Source organism: Kiloniella antarctica, from assembly GCF_042682825.1.
GTDB classification, from domain to species: Bacteria; Pseudomonadota; Alphaproteobacteria; order Kiloniellales; family Kiloniellaceae; genus Kiloniella; species Kiloniella antarctica.
In genome coordinates, this window is record NZ_JBHUII010000004.1 from 843,240 (window position 1) to 861,053 (window position 17,814).

Here is a 17,814-nt window from a genome sequence, read left to right on the forward strand (position 1 = left end):
ACTTAAGACCATTTATCGCTCAACGGTATTTTGCATGAATTTCGTCATACCAACCACTTAACTTGATTTTTGCGAGCGTCTCATTAAATTCAACGACAATTTTCTCAACATTTGGGTAATTTTTACTAAAGCAAAAATGAAAGCTCTTTTTACCCAAAGGATGAAAAGCAAACTTGTCCGTATGCCCCATATTCTTAATCGTAAATGCTGTTGTTTCCTCTGCAACATAAAGATAGTCAAAGCGACGGGCCAGCAACGTTTTTATGGCACTTGGTGTATTTGTAACCTCAAGAGGCTCCAAACCAGCATCAAGAAGTTCCTGTTGGCTTTCATATCCTTTAATTGAGGCGATCTTTTGTCCTCGAACATCACGGAGTGACTTGGGCACCGGACCTTGAAACTCAGACCGAACAAAAAAACCATGTGTGAAATCGCTAATGGGGTCGGAAAAGATAATATAATTCGACCTCTCTTTGTTCTTTGCACAGGTGAGTACCCCGACCGTTTTACCTTTTCGGGTCAACATTAACACTCGCCCCCAAGGTAAAAAATCTATCTTTGAGCGATACCCCATTTGTTTAAAAATTTCGGTCGCAACCTCATAGTCAAAACCCCTCAATTCATTTTGAGGTTCTGACATTTCATAGGGAGGATAGTTCTCGGTCACAATATAAAGCGCATCATTGTTTTGGGCGAAGACGTTAGAGCTCGTATAATAAAATACAAAACAAAGAACGAGCACACTTGTTCCAAAGCCAACGTACTTACTCGGGAAAATATGTTTTATCACTTTATAATTGCTCCCTAAACCACCCTCACGAGCATAATTTCAGCACTGCCCTTATAGCAACATCAATAGAACAAATCGTTAATAGAGATATCAATATTCGTCATCAATTTTCAGTACACATTTTTGCCATGAATGGCCGTAAAACCTCCCCAATTCAGTCCTGTTCGCGCCTTAAGGCCAAATAATACTGCACCTAACAAAAAATTTATCGACACCCCCGAGTGCAGTTCAGCGTACAGGCTCTCACGATTTGGGAGTGTTATTAATACTAGTTCAAAAAGTTGGACTTCATAAGGGGACGACAGTTATGCAAAAAAACAAAAAACATTCCAACCATGTACCGCGTTATCATATGCAGTGCTTGTTGCGAACGACAGCACTGGTCGGTTTCGTAGTCATCACGGCCTGTTCTCCGGGAGGGAATGATCAAAACTACGCCTCTACAGAGCTTACAAAAAAAACAGAAAATATTGAGTTCTACGAAAGTGGGGCGATTGCTTTAGAAGAACCTGCCGTCAAAAAAACGAACGGCCTTGTTTTGCAACGATTAGGGCCACAGGCGGGGATGCCTTTACCATCTGTTATATCTGGACAAGACGCAGCCCTTGCACCTCTATCCGAAATCGATCGGGAAAATTATAATCACCTCGCAGATAACCCTGTTCACCTTGCACAGGAAAATCCTATTTCAACTTTTTCAATTGATGTCGATACGGGTGGATATTCGAACGTTCGCCGTTTCCTCAAAGACGGTACGCTCCCGCAAGAAAACGCTGTGCGAATTGAAGAATTAGTCAATTATTTCTCCTATAACTACCCTCTACCCGAAGATCAGACCCAACCTTTCAAAGTATTTACCGAGGTTGCACCAACACCCTGGAATGCCGATACCAAACTGATCCATATCGGTATTAAAGCCTTTGATGTCCCAGCCGAAGACCGCCCCGCGGCTAATCTCATATTCTTAGTCGACATTTCAGGCTCAATGCATGCTCAGAACAAGTTACCTTTGCTCAAATCCTCTCTCCGCCTGATGGTCGACAAGATGACAGAGAAGGACCGCATTTCACTGGTAACCTACGCCGGATCGACACGTGTGGTATTGCCAGCAACCCCCGGCAACAAAAAAGCAAAAATCCGCGCCGCCATCGAAGCGCTGTCCTCTGGTGGGAGTACCAATGGCGGTGCCGGTATTAAACTGGCCTATGCCGAGGCGCAAAAAGAGTTTATTGAAGGCGGGATTAACCGCATCCTCTTGGCAACCGATGGCGATGTAAACGTTGGCACTGTCGATTTTGACGCCCTAAAGGATATGGTAGAGCGCAAACGCAGAGGTGGCGTTTCCCTAACCACCCTCGGCTTTGGCACCGGCAACTATAACGACCACCTTCTCGAACAACTTGCCGATTCTGGAAATGGCAATCATGCCTATATCGACAGCCTTTCTGAAGCACGAAAAGTCTTGGTCGAAGAAATGTCATCGACGCTTATCACGGTCGCCAAGGATGTTAAAATTCAAGTAGAATTCAATCCAGCAGTCGTTGCCGAATATCGTCTGATTGGATATGAAAACCGCATCCTCAACCGCGAAGACTTCAACAACGATAAGGTTGATGCTGGGGAGATTGGAGCGGGCCATACCGTGACAGCCCTCTATGAAGTTGCTTTGGTCGGGTCAGAGGGCAGCCAGCTTGATCCCTTGCGTTACGGAAAATTCGATAACATCTCTGAAGCAATATCGACAAAACAGTTCTCTGCTAACGATGAATTAGCTTATGTAAAAGTTCGCTACAAAGCCCCAGACGGGGACAAGAGTGACCTTTTGGCATACCCGATTGAAGTCGCTGATATGAAAACAGCCAATGAAAAAACGGATGATCAATTTCGCTTTTCAGCGGCCGTGGCAGCCTTTGGTCAAATTCTGAAAGGCGGTAAATATACCGGGGACATGACTATGGAAGATGTTCACAAACTGGCCCGTTCCGGCCTCGGCGAAGATCCCTTTGGATATCGCCGCGAGTTCCTAAACCTCGTGGATCTAGCATCTTCCATGACTTTTGCAGCAAAATAATAAGTTAAGATTACAAACCAAAAACAGTTCTTCTCAAATACTTCCTTGCGAAGAACTGTTTTAAAAGACTGGTTAGATAATAATTAAGCCTATTCGGGAAGACTAGAGCTTCCTTCATTCAAGGGGCGCTGCATGATCACGCTGTCCATCCAGCGTCCAAACTTGAAACCAATTGATTTGATAACACCGACCTGAGCAAAGCCCATGCATTTGTGAAAATCAATCGACGGTTTGTTTTCTGAATCCCCGATCACCGCGATCATTTGCCGATAGCCCCGGCTTTCACACTCGACAATCAAATCTTCCAGCAACAACCGGCCAAGGCCCAAACCCCGCGCATCCTTGTGCACGTAGATCGAATTTTCCACCGTGTAGCGATAACCCGGACGCGGACGATAAGAAGAAGCATAAGCATAGCCGATGACTTGGTCATTTTTTATGGCAACCCGATAAGGATAACCACCTTTGACAATAGCATCCCGCCTGCGCGACATCTCTTCGTTATCAGGAGGCACTTCCTCCCAACTTGAAACCCCGTGCAAGACCTCATCCGCGTATATTCCGGTGATAGAGACGAGATCCTTATCTTCAACAAGACGGATAAAAATATCTTGATGATTAGTTTTGTGATTTTTCATGGATGTCTCTAGAATTAAGGAACCTTCAAAGATAATTTCACACAAAAAAACTTACCCAGGCAAGAGATATTACGTTCGTTTGTGCTGCTCTTCTATAATACGCTTATTGAGAATACGTACCTCACCAACCATCAACAGCCGCATATCTTCAATGATAAAATCTGCCAGCGCCTTGTCGTCGATATCATCCCCCTCAATATCAAGACGAAATTCTTGCCCCTGAATGCCACCGCCATTAGAAAAATCGATCTCAAAGTCAAAAACAACTCGTTTATCCATATCCATTACCCCAAGTGTGCCTGTTCGATTTTACGAAACGTTTTCTAGCTCACTTATGGTAAAGTCGTTTTCAACATTACCAGTATTGAGCGTCGTCGCTGGTTCGAGCAAAATAATCTCACATTCGTCAGTTAACGCAACGGGGCAATGTTCCACTCCTCGAGGAACAATGATGAACTCTCCTTTTTCAATAACCTCTTCACGGTCCCTGAATTTCATCAGCAACAGCCCCTTGTTAACCAAAAAGAGTTCATCTTCATCATCATGGTAATGCCAAGTAAAGGAACCTGAAAACTTCGCAATCTTTACTTGCATATTGTTGATACGCCCGGCAACCTTGGGGCTCCAGTGGTCAGTGAACTTGGAAAATTCCTGTTCGAGATTAACTTTCCCATATGGAGAAATACAGTTTTCCATTTTGGCCAATGCCACCTGAATAGCTGAAAGTTGGCTTCCTAGATCCTGATCACCAGCGAAGAATTTCCCATCAAGGGCCGCGGTTCCAATGGTAAAGCCTGCCGCACCAGCATCCTGTAAAGCTTGTATTCGCTCAGGCGTCTCAATCGAACCTGCAATAATGACTGGCTTATCAACAGCAGAACAAACCGCTGCCATCAGGGCCTCAACATCCCCTTTCGCCCGGTAAGCCAAAAGGTCAAGGCCGTGAACACCTTCAAGGTTGGCCATGTATTTGGCCGAGATCACGATATCTTCCACCGTACCTTCCAACACAGATGGATGTCCAACAACCCGACCTGGGAAGGGATAGTATTGAATGCCTGATCCCGCAAGGGTCGGCAACACCGCCTCGACATGTGTTCCTCCGAGAAGGAAATCAACCCCGATCTCCACGGCTGACTTGGCCGAGACAACTTCACTTTCGACGCCTAAGGAAACCACTTCCAGATAGGACGTCGCCCCGGCAGCTTGAATTGTCTGATTGAGTTCTTTTAAATCCTCCACAGGAAGACCAATATCCTTAAATCCAATATGATGGACGCCTGCAGCCAATGCTGTTTGCAAATGCACCATGGCATCTTTGACGGTCCGGTCATTTCTGGTCAGCATGAAAATAAAATCGAGTGCCATCAGGCTGTCTCCTCTTTTTGAGCAACCACTAACTTGGCGGCATATTTTAAAGCATTTTTAAAACTAGATGGATCTGCGATCCCCTGACCTGCGATATCAAAAGCTGTACCGTGGTCAGGACTGGTACGAATAAAGGGTAACCCAAGTGTGATGTTCACTCCCTGCTCCACCCCCATGTATTTGATCGGAATAAGTCCTTGGTCATGATATTGCGCGACCACAACATCAAATCGGCCCTCGCGCGCCTGCATAAACACAGTATCCCCCGGCCAAGGGCCAGATGCGTCGATACCTTCAAATCTCGCAGCCTTAACTGCTGGCGAAATAATATTGATCTCCTCGTCCCCAAAAAGCCCGCCTTCTCCAGCATGAGGGTTAAGGCCCGCAACAGCAACGCGGGGTTTTTTGATCCCTAGGGTCAGTACAGCTTCATGTGCAAACCTGATTGCGGATATTTGAGCCTTAAAATCAGCACGTTCAATTGATTCTCGCAAAGAACAATGAACGCTCACAAGAACAGTACGCAAAACATCGTTGGCCAGCATCATAGCAACACGATCTACTCCGCCATAATCAGCGAGTATTTCCGTATGGCCCGGATATTTCACCCCTGCCGCAGCCAAAGCTTCTTTATGAATGGGAGCCGTTATAATGCCCGTTGCATCCCCTTGTTTTGCGTGCTTAATTGCCAGAACAATGGCATCAAAGGCCGCCTGCCCGCTTACAGAAGACACTTGGCCAACCGCGGGGCATTCCGATAGAGAAGATGACCTTAAGACAGGAATACTTTTTGCGTTAAACGCGCTGTCATACGAAATATCTTCAAGGCTATTGAGTTCATCAATTGCCCAACCTGGTTGGTATTGGTTGAGAGCTTGCGCCATAACCAATGGATCGCCGACGACAACTGCGGGCGTCGCGTGATTACCATCAACGAAGGTCTTTATGATAATCTCAGGCCCAATTCCAGAAGGGTCGCCCATTGTTACGAGTAAGGGTTTGGTTTTTGATTTAGTTTGCATTTGTTTTCTCTGTTGAAATAGACAAAAAACTTCTGGCGGCATCTAAAAGCAACCCTGGCGCACCAAACCCACCTGCCTTCATAGCGAGGAGAAAATCAGGTGCTGTTTTATCGTGCCCACATATTTTTGACCTTGCTATTCCGTAAGGAAACCCAGGCTCTAACTCTCCTTTAAGCAACATTTTATCAAGGAACAAAGTTTCCATAAACGCCACCATTGTTTCACCGCCTGTGGCAATCACCGTGTCGAATTCCCCCAAACTCATCAATGTGAGGGCCTCTGTGATAAGAGCTTCCTTCACTTTTTGAGAATTACTCTGTCTCGTAGGTGGAACTGTTAAACAGACAATAGGAGATTTACTAAATTTTGGACTTAGGATTTCCATTGCCCGTTCAAATACAGGAACACCAGAATTCAAAAGGTGGGCGGATTGATCGTGACTAACTTTATTGGCGCTTCCTATAAGAATAAGAACGCGCTTACGGTTAAATGCAGTGGCAATATTCCAGATTTTTGGTTCCGACTTAGATTGAGGTTTTGTTGGTTGAACTATTTCTGAGAGTAGGTCAGATAAGGCGATAGCGAGACCGGGAGAGCCAACCCATAGAACACGTTCAGGATTACTTATACGCGCGATTAGCCGCGAAAGTTCCCTTTGGCTTTCCGCGTCTAATATTAATATCTGCGCGTTATTTTGATCGTTGTTTAACTCAGCAATATCGGCCTGATGCGAAACGATTACTGGCTTACCAAAACAAGGATCGAGCAAGTCTTGTATTGATGAAGTCGTTGCGGGGTGAACAATATCACGCCCGTAGGAAGATTGAGAAACCGGGATACCATCGATGTATTGAACACCTCTTCTCGTAACGCGCCCAGCATTCGGAAAGGCAGGTGCAATAACCACGCGATCATATTCTCCTGAAGTAAAGGCGATTTCAATTGTACTTTTCAACTCGCTCCGGATGTTTCCCCTTAGTGTGGAATCAATTGTCTTAAGCAGAAGCTTGCTCGCAAGTAACTTAGAAGCCGCGGATGCCATAAGCTGTGCGGCTTCGGATGCTGATAGTAATCGACTGCCAACATCTATGGCGTAGATATCCTCATGTAACGAATGCATGAGTTGTCCTTCGGCCCTGATATTTCCTCGCCTGACAATAGCCTCGTACCCTCGCGCAACAAACGGCCCTGCAGCATCTGCAGCACTCGTAAAATCATCGGCAAGGATACCAACCATTGGGACCTGTGAATTTAATGTGAGTTCATTCTTTTTCATATCGTGATAATATCAGAACAGTAAATATTAAATATCTATATGATTTAACGATTATTGGTGATATATAATCACCAATGAAACGATCAACCATTCCCTCACTTGATGACCTCAGAGCCTTTGAATCAGTTGCTCGACTTGGCTCTGTCAGGGCTGCTGCCCAAGAACTTGCCTTAACGCACGGGGCCATTAGTCGCCGTATTTCGAAGCTCGCGACAGATATTAATGTACAACTTTTTCAGCCTCGAGGCCGTGGCATTCATCTGACACGTGATGGTGAGGTTTTGAGCAAGGCAACCCTTGGCGCTTTTGAACAACTGACGGATGCACTTAGTGAAATCAGATCTTCTCAGGCAAACGAGCCCATCGTTTTATCGTGTGAAAGATCAGTCGCGATGCGCTGGTTAATTCCCCGGCTCAGTAAATTTCAAGATGCATTCCCTGAAGTCGATTTGCATCTATCTGTTGGTGGTGGAACCCTCGATTTCCAACAAGATCGAATTACACTAGCCATCCGTCGTTTGGATTTTCCAGTAAGCCCAGACTGGACCGTAGAGCCCATGATGAACGAGACCATTGGTCCAGTCATGCAACCTGGTATGAAGGTCCATTTTGCCAATCACAATTATATCGCGCTTGGTTCCAAGACCCGCCCCAATGCTTGGAACGATTGGCAAAAGCAACACCCCGCCACGCCACGCCCGAAAGAAGTTCGATATCAAGATCATCATTTTTTGATGATCGAAGGCGCGCTGAATGGTTTGGGCGTCGCGCTTTGTCCTCATGTCCTGGCTAAGGACGATTTAGAGCGAGGACGCCTTGTTGCCCCTATGGGGTTTTGTGAAGACGGCAGCCAATACGGTTTGATCCATCCTGCCAGCCTTCCCATAACAAAGGACTTTGAGCTTGTTAAACGATGGTTATTGGAAATTTCTCAACCATCATAAAATTACATATAAATATTTTTAATTAATTTCAAACAACAACTTGTGCTTGCCCCGCGGTTTTGACTGCAGCAACCTTTACCGCCTCCGCAATATTTTGAGCCAATGCAGGGCTATCCATCGCACGGGTAATGTTCAGGCCACCTATGAGCACAGCCAGCATAGCCCAAGCTCGTGCAATTCGATTATCCTCTGTTGCTCCTGAAAGGCCTTCGGCAATCAGCATGGCTATTTTTGTCATCTTCTGCTCATAAAGCTTTTGTAGACCCTCATTTGAACGCGCGACCTCTGGCGTCAGGGTTGTCATGGCACACCCGCAAGCCAGATCTTCCCGGTGTGGTTGCCCCAGATAATAATCTGCAAAAGCCTGTACCCACTCGACGCCATGCTTTAGTTGAAAATGGGGAACTCCTTCAATTACCTCGTCCAAGCCTTCCACAACAGCAGATGAAAAAGCCCCATCCTTTGATCCAAAGTGTGCATAAAAAGCGCCTGAAGTAACACCTGCTTCCTTGGCAATACCATCGACCCCAATTCCCGCGTAACCGTAACTCCGAAAACTGCGCCCAGCCGCTGCCAACATACGTTTTCGGGTCTCTTCTCTTTTACTCAACTTCTGTTGCATTTTTATAAATCCAGCTTTGGTTTGGATAACTTTTAATAATGATCGATATTTTATCTCTTGGCTAAATAGTGACCGTTACATACTTAACATTACATATCGATCGTTATATTTCAATGTTAATTCGATTACGGAGATACCTCATGCCTCTTGTTCGCATTTCTCACCCATCCGGGAAAACTAATGATTATGCCAATGCGCTTTCCAAAGGCGTCCACACCGCTTTGGTACAAGCTTTTGGTATTCCAGAGGACGATTATTTCCAGATCGTCACGGAACACCTAACTGGTAAAGAATTACGTTACCCAGAGAATTTTTTAGGAATAAAGCACGGAAAAGAAGTTGTATTTGTACAAATCACAGCTGCCGAAGGGCGTACTGTTGAACAAAAGAAGACACTGTATAAAATGATTGCTGAACTACTTAACGAAAATGCCGACGTTCCCCAATCAGATGTTATTATTAATCTGGTTGAGACCAAAAAAGAAAACTGGTCCTTTGGCAATGGCGTCGCCCTATTTGCTTAATCTCAAGCGCAGATCATTTGCAATAGAAACACTTAGTCCTATATCTGCAACCTATTCATAGAGAGCCATTAACGCAGCGGATTTAGATTATTGAGTAGGAACCAGAGAAAGCCCTAAGGATTTAAGATAGTTGGCATATATTTTTTCATATTCGCCACTATCTTTGACCTGCTTCAACGCAAGATTAAAGTCCCGGCACAAATCAAGATCCCAAAACCCCATACGACTGAACACTACCGGTAAAATATCATGAATACGAAATTCAGTCGCCCTCATCTCATTTTCAAGATTACCTTTTTCTGATTTACTGCGAATACTATGTAATAGAATAAACATATCACCAATACTGACGTCAACACGGTTGTCCATCAGGGCTTGGACCTGCAAACGAGGTTCTGATGCTTCAGAGTAACTCCCCTCACTAACTGCTGAGGAAAATTCAGGACCAAAAAATTCTTTGGCTCCTTGAAAGGCAATAGTTCTTTTACCCCGCAAATCTCGAATACTCTCGAGATTAACATCCGATTTGGTTCGGGTTACGGCAACATCACGAAATCTAAAAATAGGATCTGAACGGCAACTTTTGGTCTCGACACTATCAAACAAATTTGAAACAGCATCAACCTTGCCATTGTTGAAATCCCGCCATAGTCGATTGTTCGGGCGACCAAAAATAAACCTTGGTTCATGATCAGGTAACCGGTGGAATACAGCAACGATAAGATCTGTGAAAATACCGGTATCGCCTTTAGCGATATAGTAAGGTTCGAAATTACCCATTCCGATCGTTATTTCTTTTGCAATACCCGAAGTAGGAATAAATACAAAGCATGTAAAAACCAACGCCTGTAACCACTTGCTCAAAGTCGTTGGATACATAATTTGTCTCACACTAATAACAATCATATAAACTCTACAACATTTATCGCTTGAAGGGTATTTATTATCTAAACACTTGCTTATCTTTTTCTGGATCCCTCTTCCTCTCGAAGAGCTGATACTAAAACCTTAGTCATTACGACGTTTCTTCTCGCAGGTTTCAAGGAAATCGATACATCGATAGGTCAAACTCTCCCGCGGTGCATTTGGTGGCCAAATAGCATAAACAGGCAGGCTTTCAACTTCCCACTCGGGCAACAACTCAACCATTTTATTACTCATAACATCATCCTCAACCAGATATTTTGGCGGGGTCACCACCCCAAGACCTGCTTTTGCCATCTGCACAACGGCATGAATGTTGTCCAAAACGATCTGAGGCTGGTAAGGTACACGGACAGATTTCCCTGACGCGTTGGTTAAAAGTTTATCATTTGGGCGCATCCTGAGACCAATAAATTCCCAGTCTCTAAGGTCACTTGGCTTTTGTGGCACGGGATGTCTGGCGCAGCACGCTGGAGAAGCCACCAACATCCTTTTTAGGTCAGTAAGTTTTTTCGCCTTTAAACTGCTGTCGTGTACCGTCCCCACACGAATGGCAAGGTCTATCCCCTCTCGAATGACATCCAGCTGATGATCGCTGAAATTAATAGAAAGCATAACTTTTGGATATGCACGTGCAAAAGCAGCCAGGTCTTCGACCATTGGCCCCTGAATAAATCCCGCGGGAAGTGTGATGTTGAGTTTTCCACGTGGTTCGCTTGCACGCTTTGCAATCGCATCAAAACCGCTTTCAGCCGAAACCAACATCTCCTTGGCATAGCGAAAGAGCTTTTCGCCATCATGCGTCAAAGATAGTCGCCGGGTGGAACGATACAGCAACGCGACACCAAGCTTTTCTTCCAACTGAGAGACATGATGACTGACAACAGAAGGCGAAAGATCCAGTTCTCTCGATGCTGCCCGAAAAGATCCTGTCTCAACCGTTTTAGCAAAGACAGCCATTGCACGAAGCTCATCAATCATTATGTATTTTTTTCGAACAGTAAAAATTAATTGCCTCATATTATCACAATGTAATTTTAAGGCTATAGTTCTTCTGAAATGAAAAATATCCCATACTTAATTGGCTTCATAAATCAGAACTCTTGAATAATGCGCTGATAATGGAATTCCTTGTGGGTAGATGAAAGATAGAAAACATGGATACCCTTAGTGATACCCAGGCAAAAACAACTGACTTTTCTCCCCAGGCCTCCACCTCTAAAATTACCACAACCCATAAATGCGTGATCGTGATTGATCAAGATCTACCCCTTGGAATTATAGCAAACACAGCCGCCGTACTTTCGCTTTCCATAGGTCACCATCACCCGGAAATGATCGGAATTGATATCTCCGATAACGCGGGAGACTTACATCATGGTATCACCATCCTCCCGGTTCCAATTCTCAAAGGAACTGCGGCATCACTACTGGCATTGCGAGAAACACTAAAAGCCTACGAGCCGAGCTTAACGGTGATTGATCTCATATCAGCCACACGCACAACACAAGATTACAAAGAATATTCTCATGTGATGGCATCAACGTCTCAAGACCAATTGATTTACTCTGGGATCGCACTCTTTGGCGCAAAAAAACTGGTTAATAAGTTTACCGGAAATCTTGGTTTGTTACGTTAAAAAATCAAGTTTACGGGTAAATATAATCTATTGAAAAGTCATCGATTGATTACTAGATCCAGCGCCTGACAGAATTTTTATATTTCTCATAATCCGCGCCAAAGACGTCGGCCATAATCCGCTCTTCAAAAGCAACATACCAACGATCTGCAACAAAAATAAATAACACAACAATAAAAAATGGCGCCAAAGACCCTAAATAGAAAGCGACACCAAAAGCGGCGATGACAAAGCCTAGATACATTGGGTTTCGGCTGTACTTAAAAAGCCCGGTCGTTACCAAGTGATCTGGTCGATCAAAGGTTTTGAGATTGGTTTTTGCCCTCATGAACTGCGATCCCGCAACCAACGTAATGGCAAGGCCGCCTACCAAATCAACGACGCCCAGTAAATTCCAGGGGTAAGCCACAAAGCGGACAAGAGGAACATAACCATTCAATAGAGCCATGATGACCACACACAGTAGAAAGAAAAATGGCGGTAAAAGACAACGCATTATAACTCCTCTAAGCTTCAAAAACTTTCCAGTGTCATATTGTTTTCAATTTAGACACTCGCGCCCATTCTTCTAAATACACGATTTAACACTCAACCCTTCTTAAAGAGTTAGAGCATCGGCTTTACCACGGCGACCTTGTATCTGGCTTTTATAGTGGTGCAGATAATAATCATGTCCCCGGAATATGAAAACGACAAGTCCTGATGCCACCAGACCAATTCCGAGAGCTATCAGTATCTGTAGTGGAAAATAGTTTCCGATGAAAATCACGCCCCAGGCATTAGCTAAGGCAAGAAAGAAAATCCATCCGGTAAAATAACTTCTTTGGTTCCAGAAAAAACAAACAAAGCTTACCGTAAATAGTAAGATTGGATAATTACCACCCCAATGATTTTGTGCGGCACCTCGCATCCAATGATGCCCCGCCCCAAGACTAAGTGGCGTAACAAATGGCAGAACCCAACTCATAAGTTGGTTCAATCCAATAGCCAGCAGGACAGTCGCACAAACTTTGACGCACCAACCTAAACCATATTGATTTTTGCGCAGGAGAAGAAAGCTTAAAGATACAATTGCAAAAATTTGTGGCCACCAAGTTAAAAATCTTCCCCAATCCAACAGCCACAACGCTGTATCGGAGGTCGCATTTATCAAAGAAAATAGATATAAATCAAACTCGTGCATTAACACACCCATCAAAATTCGCAGGCACTTTAAATCAAAAAAAACGATGTCTTCCTTGTTTTAAATCAATCCTACAAAATGTTCTTAAATTCCGAGCCTTATAGACTGACTTTAAGATATTAGCGTGTGTTTTATGGATTATTCCTTACAAGAACCTGACAGTTTCAGTAGTTTAAAAAAAGATATTCAAAAAAATAAGCCCCCCAGATCAAAACAGCTCCGAACATTGCCAATAGTACAGCGGCGGAACCACAATCCTTAGCGACGCCAGACAGTTCGTGATGCTCCAATCCCACCCGATCGACCACAGCCTCCAAACCCGTGTTAAGCACTTCAACAATCAACACAAATATCAAAGGCAACGTTAAGAGAAGCCAACGCCAAACATCGGGAGTTACAAATATAGCAAGGATGCTTAACGGGATAAAAAAAAGAAGCTCCTGCTGAAAAGCTCTCTCCTTACACAAGCAGTGCAACAAACCTTTTAAGCTGGCTCGAAAGGCACGTAATACTGCTCCAACATCATTTACTGCCATCTTTTCCTATTTCCTATGTCATTTTAAATTTAGATTTTATTTTGAAGCAAGCTCTACACGCACTCAGGGCATAGTCAAGGATCAGGTCCAAGTACCCGCTCACCATATAACACCAATCTTCAGTTTTTCAGATCCATCAACATCCATACTCTAACATTGCTGGGAACAGGTTATTAAGACCCACTTTCATGGTATCGCTTCTGTATTGCCTATCAATCTGTTATTAAAGTCTTCATATTCCTTTTGAACCTATTGGTTGAGCAGAACTCGTACTTTCATGACAACACTTTCTCTCTTCAACATTGCGACCATCACCATTACCTTAGCGGCTTTTTTCGGCTACATTAATCATCGCCTGCTGCGGATGCCGATTTCGATAGGCTTGGTTGTCATTGCCCTGATCACTTCGATCATTGTTATGTTCGTTGACATTGCTGTTCCTCAACTCGGCATCCAATCTGCGGTCAGACTTTCCCTGGCCCAAATCGATTTCCACGAAACTCTGATGAAAGGCATGTTGAGCTTCTTGCTTTTTGCTGGCGCTCTGCACGTTAATATTGAAGATCTGATCCATCGCAAATATGCAATCACCCTGATGGCGACTGTTGGCGTGTTGATATCGACTTTCCTCATTGGTTACGCGATGTTCTTTCTCACTGGCTTTATTGATCTGGAGATTCCTTTAATTTACTGCCTGATTTTTGGAAGTCTCATTGCTCCCACAGATCCCGTTGCTGTTCTCGGCATCCTCAAAACGGTAAAGGTTCCCAGCTCTCTCAAGGCTAAAATCGCTGGGGAAAGCCTGTTTAATGACGGTGTAGGGGTTGTGGTTTTTACCATACTGGTTGCAATCGCGACCCAATCCTCTTCTGGCGGTGAAGAAATTGGCGCTTTCGAGATGACTCGACTTTTCCTTCTGGAAGCTGGTGGAGGCGCTGTGCTGGGGCTTGCAACAGGATATATTGCCTATCGCGCGTTAAAGAGCATTAATGAATACACGATTGAAGTATTGATCACTCTCGCGTTGGTTATGGTCAGTTATAGTCTGTCCTATGCCCTGCATTTTTCCGGTCCAATTGCCGTTGTTATTGCCGGCCTTCTGATTGGTAACAGCGGAATGCGTTTTGCTATGAGCGAGAGCACACGCGACCACGTGCAGACCTTCTGGACCTTACTTGACGAAATCCTCAATGCAGCATTATTCTTAATCATCGGTTTTGAAATATTGGCAATAACAGAAACCACAAGTAATCTGATCGCAACTCTGGTCATGATTCCAGTCGTTTTGCTTGCACGCTTTATCTCGGTCGGATTGCCCATTAGTTTGCTTAGCCTCAAACAAAAATACACCCCCGGCGCCATCATTGTTCTAACCTGGGGGGGGCTTCGGGGCGGTATCTCTGTGGCTTTGGTTCTCTCTTTACCTAATGTCCCTGAAAAAGAGAGCCTGCTTGCCATCACCTACGGCATTGTCATCTTTTCCATTATTGTACAGGGCCTCACCGTCAAAAAAGTCGTCGAACGGTTTGTAAGGTAGAGTTCAAAACCAGATAAGGCAGCTTTTAAGCTGCCTTATCTTATCAAAATGAAAAACTAAGATTTTTTATAATCCAGGATTTTACTCAGGTTTCTATCCAAGAAATTTACCAAAAAATTACATAGATCCTGTCAAACCCATTTCCCAAAACCCGGCCTCTAGTCTGGTCGCTGTGGCAAAGGTTTCGCAAAGCTGTTTCCAGCGCCCAGAAGAGCGATAGTCTTCGCCCAACCGTGACATCGCGACCCGCTCGAGTTGACCATAAGCACCGGCCGCAACCTTCTGATACTCATTGCTTGAGTACATATCGATCCACGGACGATAGCAGTTATTTATAAGGTCTGCCGTTTGTTCATCTGCCAGACGAGATCCAATTTCAGCATAGCCCATAACACAAGGCGCCAATGCAACGAGAAGATCAAGGATATCACCCGACATTCCACGCTCCATTACATAGCGGGTGTAGGCAATGTTGGCAGAGGCTTCAGGTTCTACTTCCAGAATGGATTTTTCAATCCCCCAATCAGCACAATAACCGATATGTAGCTTCACTTCTTCATTCAACAAAGCGTCCATAGTTGCTGATGACTGGCACATATCTTCCAGATTATCACTCTTAAAAACAGCGAGCGCATAAGCTCGTCCGAATTGAATCAAAAAAAGATAGTCCTGTATTAGATAATGTTTAAAAGCCTGTTCTGATAAAGATCCATCGCCCATAGCTTGAACAAAAGGATGATAGACATAGGACGCCCATTCAGTCGGGCATTCGGCTTTTAAATCTTCATAAAAGGACATGTTATTTTTCTTCTAAGGTCGTTTGGCACCAATAAATACATAGAAAAAAAGCGATCCAAAATAATCAGATCGCTTTTGCAAATAGGTCACAGGCTCAGAGCGCTTCTGGTAACTTAACCTTCAAACCATCAAGTTCATCAGACATAATCAACTGACAGCCAAGACGAGAGGTCTCCGTCAAATTAAAAGCCAAATCGAGCATGTCTTCTTCGTCTTCGGATACTTCTTCCAGCTTTTTGTACCAGCTTGGATCAATAACCACATGGCACGTTGCACAAGCCAGAGATCCCTCACACGCACCTTCGATATCAATATCATTGCGTTGTGCAATCTCGAGTACGGAAAGACCGAGTGGTGCATCCACTTCTTTTTCAGTTCCGTCATTTTCGACAAACGTCATTTTTGGCATTCGCCACTTCTCCTAACATAACTTAGATCGAAACAAAGAACGGCACTTCTTATTAAAGATGCCAATATCCTTACTTCCACCAGCCAACATAACACTTGCGGCAATTATCAGACATTTCTGCCTATATACGCTGCTTGGGGATAAAATGGGAAGCGATTTTCATCTCCCTCCACTTTATTTTGAAATAACATCGCACTTCAACAGCGCGTTAACTCCTAATAAAACGACATTTACTTTTTAAGCTTAACCCCACCATTTTTTAATGAGTCCCGCAAACTCTCTTCTTGTGCAATGAGGTTTCAAAAACTAACCTGTGAAATAAGAATACAAAAATAACCTAAAAAAACATCGGCACACACAAATTACCCCAAGAAACATTTCGAAAAAACCTTTTGATTAAATATCAAAGATGGAAATGATCGAACAATCATTGGTCGAACCAATTTTGTTCCTCATTCAGGACATGCTTAATTCTAATAGGAGATCGAGAATGAAATTTGTAGCTAAAAAAATGGCAACCGGAGCACTGGCAGTCGCCATGCTAGGTTGGGGAGCCATATCTGCTCAAGCACAAGAACTTAATTTCTTTACGATTGGTACTGGGGGTACTGCTTATACTTATTATCCCGTTGGTGGTGTGATTGCCAATGCCATTTCTCGCCCACCAGGGTCACGCCCTTGTGAAGAAGGTGGAAGTTGTGGTGTAGAAGGTTTGATTGCATCAGCGGTTTCTTCTCGTGGTTCAGTCGACAATATCAATTCGATCCTATCCGGGTTAAGAAACTCTGGTTTTGCACAATCCGATGTCGCCTATTGGGCCTATACAGGCACGGGCACAATGAAAGATAGCGAGCCAGCTACCAAATTGCGTTCGATTGCTGCATTGTTCGAAGAACACATTCACCTCGTTGTTCTCGATAAAAGCGGTATTAAATCTGTTGCCGATTTGAAAGGAAAACGTGTTTCTCTCGATGAACCAGGTTCCGGTACCTATGTGGATGCCAACCTGATTTTAGAAGCAAATGGACTTGGACTTTCAGATGTTACAGCTGAAGCCCTGAAAGGTAACGCCGCCGCAGAAGCCCTGCGTAATGGCAAGATTGACGCCTTCTTTGTCGTTGCAGGCTATCCAACAGGTTCGCTTGTTGAACTAGCATCTGCCGACGACATTAACCTCGTTCCGATTGATGGCGCAGCGGCAAAAGCACTCACAGACAAGTATGGATTTTTCTCACAGAGTGATATTCCTGCTGGAGCTTATGAAGGCGTAGATAAAACCTCCACCGTTGCCGTTGGCGCGCAATGGTATACATCTGCGGATCAGGATGAAGAGCTGATCTATCAAATCACCAAAGCCCTCTGGAACGATCAATCCCGTAAATTGCTTGATGTTGGCCATGCTAAAGGTAAGACTATTACATTGGAAACGGCTCTTTCCGGTCTTGGCGTCCCGATGCATGCTGGCGCGGAACGCTTTTATAAAGAAGCTGGCGTCCTAAAGTAAAGACGCATTAAACCGTGTGAATTGCAAC

At 44.3% G+C, this 17,814-nt stretch carries 20 protein-coding genes; 6 read left to right on the forward strand and 14 right to left on the reverse strand.

Annotated features, from left to right (window positions below; translation table 11 throughout):
- Positions 1-19: 19 nt before the first annotated feature.
- On the reverse strand, positions 20-790 hold the full coding sequence (locus tag ACFSKO_RS10990) for a substrate-binding periplasmic protein (protein ID WP_380251432.1): 771 nt from the start codon (positions 788-790) through the stop codon (positions 20-22).
- 307 nt (positions 791-1,097) lie between these two features.
- On the opposite strand from ACFSKO_RS10990, the gene ACFSKO_RS10995 reads away from it, so the two are divergent.
- On the forward strand, positions 1,098-2,861 hold the full coding sequence (locus tag ACFSKO_RS10995; RefSeq protein WP_380251434.1) for a vWA domain-containing protein: 1,764 nt from the start codon (positions 1,098-1,100) through the stop codon (positions 2,859-2,861).
- An 89-nt stretch (positions 2,862-2,950) separates the two neighbouring features.
- On the opposite strand, the gene ACFSKO_RS11000 is transcribed toward ACFSKO_RS10995, so the two are convergent.
- From ACFSKO_RS11000 to ACFSKO_RS11020, 5 genes are all read right to left on the reverse strand, one after another.
- Positions 2,951-3,499 carry a GNAT family N-acetyltransferase gene (locus ACFSKO_RS11000; protein WP_380251436.1) on the reverse strand — a complete coding sequence of 183 codons (549 nt, stop codon included), beginning with the start codon at positions 3,497-3,499 and terminating at the stop codon, positions 2,951-2,953.
- A gap of 69 nt (positions 3,500-3,568) precedes the next feature.
- Complete coding sequence (locus ACFSKO_RS11005; protein ID WP_380251438.1) at positions 3,569-3,778, reverse strand: cyclase; 210 nt, start codon at positions 3,776-3,778, stop codon at positions 3,569-3,571.
- 30 nt (positions 3,779-3,808) lie between these two features.
- Complete coding sequence (locus ACFSKO_RS11010) at positions 3,809-4,867, reverse strand: cupin domain-containing protein (RefSeq protein ID WP_380251440.1); 1,059 nt, start codon at positions 4,865-4,867, stop codon at positions 3,809-3,811.
- Positions 4,867-5,889, reverse strand: a complete 1,023-nt coding sequence (gene pdxA / locus ACFSKO_RS11015) for a 4-hydroxythreonine-4-phosphate dehydrogenase PdxA (RefSeq protein WP_380251442.1) — start codon at positions 5,887-5,889, stop codon at positions 4,867-4,869. The genes ACFSKO_RS11010 and pdxA overlap by 1 nt, the downstream gene beginning before the upstream one ends.
- A complete protein-coding gene (locus tag ACFSKO_RS11020; protein WP_380251444.1) occupies positions 5,879-7,165 on the reverse strand; it encodes a four-carbon acid sugar kinase family protein in 1,287 nt (428 codons plus the stop codon). Before ACFSKO_RS11020 ends, pdxA begins: the two co-directional genes overlap by 11 nt.
- Positions 7,166-7,239: 74 nt before the next feature.
- On the opposite strand from ACFSKO_RS11020, the gene ACFSKO_RS11025 reads away from it, so the two are divergent.
- The gene (locus ACFSKO_RS11025; RefSeq protein ID WP_380251446.1) at positions 7,240-8,109 is read left to right on the forward strand and encodes a LysR family transcriptional regulator; all 870 of its coding nucleotides are present in this window, start codon (positions 7,240-7,242) and stop codon (positions 8,107-8,109) included.
- A 28-nt stretch (positions 8,110-8,137) separates the two neighbouring features.
- Here ACFSKO_RS11025 and ACFSKO_RS11030 read toward each other — a convergent pair whose 3' ends face one another.
- Positions 8,138-8,731 (reverse strand): TetR/AcrR family transcriptional regulator, encoded by a 594-nt coding sequence (locus tag ACFSKO_RS11030; protein ID WP_380251448.1) that lies wholly within the window; start codon positions 8,729-8,731, stop codon positions 8,138-8,140.
- A 140-nt stretch (positions 8,732-8,871) separates the two neighbouring features.
- On the opposite strand from ACFSKO_RS11030, the gene ACFSKO_RS11035 reads away from it, so the two are divergent.
- Positions 8,872-9,255 (forward strand): tautomerase family protein, encoded by a 384-nt coding sequence (locus ACFSKO_RS11035; protein WP_380251450.1) that lies wholly within the window; start codon positions 8,872-8,874, stop codon positions 9,253-9,255.
- Positions 9,256-9,342: 87 nt separating this feature from the next.
- Here ACFSKO_RS11035 and ACFSKO_RS11040 read toward each other — a convergent pair whose 3' ends face one another.
- Positions 9,343-10,134 carry a substrate-binding periplasmic protein gene (locus ACFSKO_RS11040; RefSeq protein ID WP_380251452.1) on the reverse strand — a complete coding sequence of 264 codons (792 nt, stop codon included), beginning with the start codon at positions 10,132-10,134 and terminating at the stop codon, positions 9,343-9,345.
- A gap of 129 nt (positions 10,135-10,263) precedes the next feature.
- Positions 10,264-11,160, reverse strand: a complete 897-nt coding sequence (locus ACFSKO_RS11045; RefSeq protein WP_380251454.1) for a LysR family transcriptional regulator — start codon at positions 11,158-11,160, stop codon at positions 10,264-10,266.
- Between the two features lie 176 nt (positions 11,161-11,336).
- On the opposite strand from ACFSKO_RS11045, the gene ACFSKO_RS11050 reads away from it, so the two are divergent.
- On the forward strand, positions 11,337-11,819 hold the full coding sequence (locus ACFSKO_RS11050; RefSeq protein WP_380251456.1) for a DUF2000 domain-containing protein: 483 nt from the start codon (positions 11,337-11,339) through the stop codon (positions 11,817-11,819).
- Positions 11,820-11,871: 52 nt separating this feature from the next.
- Here the strand turns inward: ACFSKO_RS11050 and ACFSKO_RS11055 are convergent, their stop codons facing one another.
- The 3 genes from ACFSKO_RS11055 to ACFSKO_RS11065 form a co-directional block, all read right to left on the reverse strand.
- The gene (locus ACFSKO_RS11055) at positions 11,872-12,315 is read right to left on the reverse strand and encodes a methyltransferase family protein (protein ID WP_380251458.1); all 444 of its coding nucleotides are present in this window, start codon (positions 12,313-12,315) and stop codon (positions 11,872-11,874) included.
- Between the two features lie 102 nt (positions 12,316-12,417).
- Positions 12,418-13,002 carry a phosphatase PAP2 family protein gene (locus ACFSKO_RS11060; RefSeq protein ID WP_380251460.1) on the reverse strand — a complete coding sequence of 195 codons (585 nt, stop codon included), beginning with the start codon at positions 13,000-13,002 and terminating at the stop codon, positions 12,418-12,420.
- A 164-nt stretch (positions 13,003-13,166) separates the two neighbouring features.
- Complete coding sequence (locus tag ACFSKO_RS11065; protein ID WP_380251462.1) at positions 13,167-13,538, reverse strand: diacylglycerol kinase; 372 nt, start codon at positions 13,536-13,538, stop codon at positions 13,167-13,169.
- Between the two features lie 277 nt (positions 13,539-13,815).
- Here ACFSKO_RS11065 and ACFSKO_RS11070 point away from each other — a divergent pair, with 277 nt between their 5' ends.
- Positions 13,816-15,075, forward strand: a complete 1,260-nt coding sequence (locus tag ACFSKO_RS11070; RefSeq protein ID WP_380251464.1) for a cation:proton antiporter — start codon at positions 13,816-13,818, stop codon at positions 15,073-15,075.
- Positions 15,076-15,192: 117 nt separating this feature from the next.
- Here ACFSKO_RS11070 and tenA read toward each other — a convergent pair whose 3' ends face one another.
- On the reverse strand, positions 15,193-15,873 hold the full coding sequence (gene tenA, locus ACFSKO_RS11075) for a thiaminase II (RefSeq protein ID WP_380251466.1): 681 nt from the start codon (positions 15,871-15,873) through the stop codon (positions 15,193-15,195).
- A 94-nt stretch (positions 15,874-15,967) separates the two neighbouring features.
- Entirely contained in the window at positions 15,968-16,282 is a 315-nt protein-coding gene (locus tag ACFSKO_RS11080) for a ferredoxin family 2Fe-2S iron-sulfur cluster binding protein (protein ID WP_380251468.1), read from the reverse strand.
- Between the two features lie 490 nt (positions 16,283-16,772).
- Between ACFSKO_RS11080 and ACFSKO_RS11085 the strand changes: the two genes are divergently transcribed.
- Positions 16,773-17,786 carry a TAXI family TRAP transporter solute-binding subunit gene (locus ACFSKO_RS11085; protein WP_380251470.1) on the forward strand — a complete coding sequence of 338 codons (1,014 nt, stop codon included), beginning with the start codon at positions 16,773-16,775 and terminating at the stop codon, positions 17,784-17,786.
- Positions 17,787-17,814 lie beyond the last annotated feature (28 nt).

Coding starts and splice junctions, on each gene's coding strand:
- tenA (WP_380251466.1), bottom strand. CDS start 15,873: ATGTCCTTTTATGAAGATTTAAAAGCCGAATGCCCGACTGAATGGGCG.
- ACFSKO_RS11035 (WP_380251450.1), top strand. CDS start 8,872: ATGCCTCTTGTTCGCATTTCTCACCCATCCGGGAAAACTAATGATTAT.
- ACFSKO_RS11005 (WP_380251438.1), bottom strand. CDS start 3,778: ATGGATAAACGAGTTGTTTTTGACTTTGAGATCGATTTTTCTAATGGC.
- ACFSKO_RS11040 (WP_380251452.1), bottom strand. CDS start 10,134: ATGTATCCAACGACTTTGAGCAAGTGGTTACAGGCGTTGGTTTTTACA.
- ACFSKO_RS11025 (WP_380251446.1), top strand. CDS start 7,240: ATGAAACGATCAACCATTCCCTCACTTGATGACCTCAGAGCCTTTGAA.
- ACFSKO_RS11030 (WP_380251448.1), bottom strand. CDS start 8,731: ATGCAACAGAAGTTGAGTAAAAGAGAAGAGACCCGAAAACGTATGTTG.
- ACFSKO_RS11085 (WP_380251470.1), top strand. CDS start 16,773: ATGAAATTTGTAGCTAAAAAAATGGCAACCGGAGCACTGGCAGTCGCC.
- ACFSKO_RS11080 (WP_380251468.1), bottom strand. CDS start 16,282: ATGCCAAAAATGACGTTTGTCGAAAATGACGGAACTGAAAAAGAAGTG.
- ACFSKO_RS11060 (WP_380251460.1), bottom strand. CDS start 13,002: ATGCACGAGTTTGATTTATATCTATTTTCTTTGATAAATGCGACCTCC.
- ACFSKO_RS11065 (WP_380251462.1), bottom strand. CDS start 13,538: ATGGCAGTAAATGATGTTGGAGCAGTATTACGTGCCTTTCGAGCCAGC.
- ACFSKO_RS11070 (WP_380251464.1), top strand. CDS start 13,816: ATGACAACACTTTCTCTCTTCAACATTGCGACCATCACCATTACCTTA.
- ACFSKO_RS11010 (WP_380251440.1), bottom strand. CDS start 4,867: ATGGCACTCGATTTTATTTTCATGCTGACCAGAAATGACCGGACCGTC.
- ACFSKO_RS11055 (WP_380251458.1), bottom strand. CDS start 12,315: ATGCGTTGTCTTTTACCGCCATTTTTCTTTCTACTGTGTGTGGTCATC.
- ACFSKO_RS11050 (WP_380251456.1), top strand. CDS start 11,337: ATGGATACCCTTAGTGATACCCAGGCAAAAACAACTGACTTTTCTCCC.
- pdxA (WP_380251442.1), bottom strand. CDS start 5,889: ATGCAAACTAAATCAAAAACCAAACCCTTACTCGTAACAATGGGCGAC.
- ACFSKO_RS11000 (WP_380251436.1), bottom strand. CDS start 3,499: ATGAAAAATCACAAAACTAATCATCAAGATATTTTTATCCGTCTTGTT.
- ACFSKO_RS10995 (WP_380251434.1), top strand. CDS start 1,098: ATGCAAAAAAACAAAAAACATTCCAACCATGTACCGCGTTATCATATG.
- ACFSKO_RS11045 (WP_380251454.1), bottom strand. CDS start 11,160: ATGATTGATGAGCTTCGTGCAATGGCTGTCTTTGCTAAAACGGTTGAG.
- ACFSKO_RS11020 (WP_380251444.1), bottom strand. CDS start 7,165: ATGAAAAAGAATGAACTCACATTAAATTCACAGGTCCCAATGGTTGGT.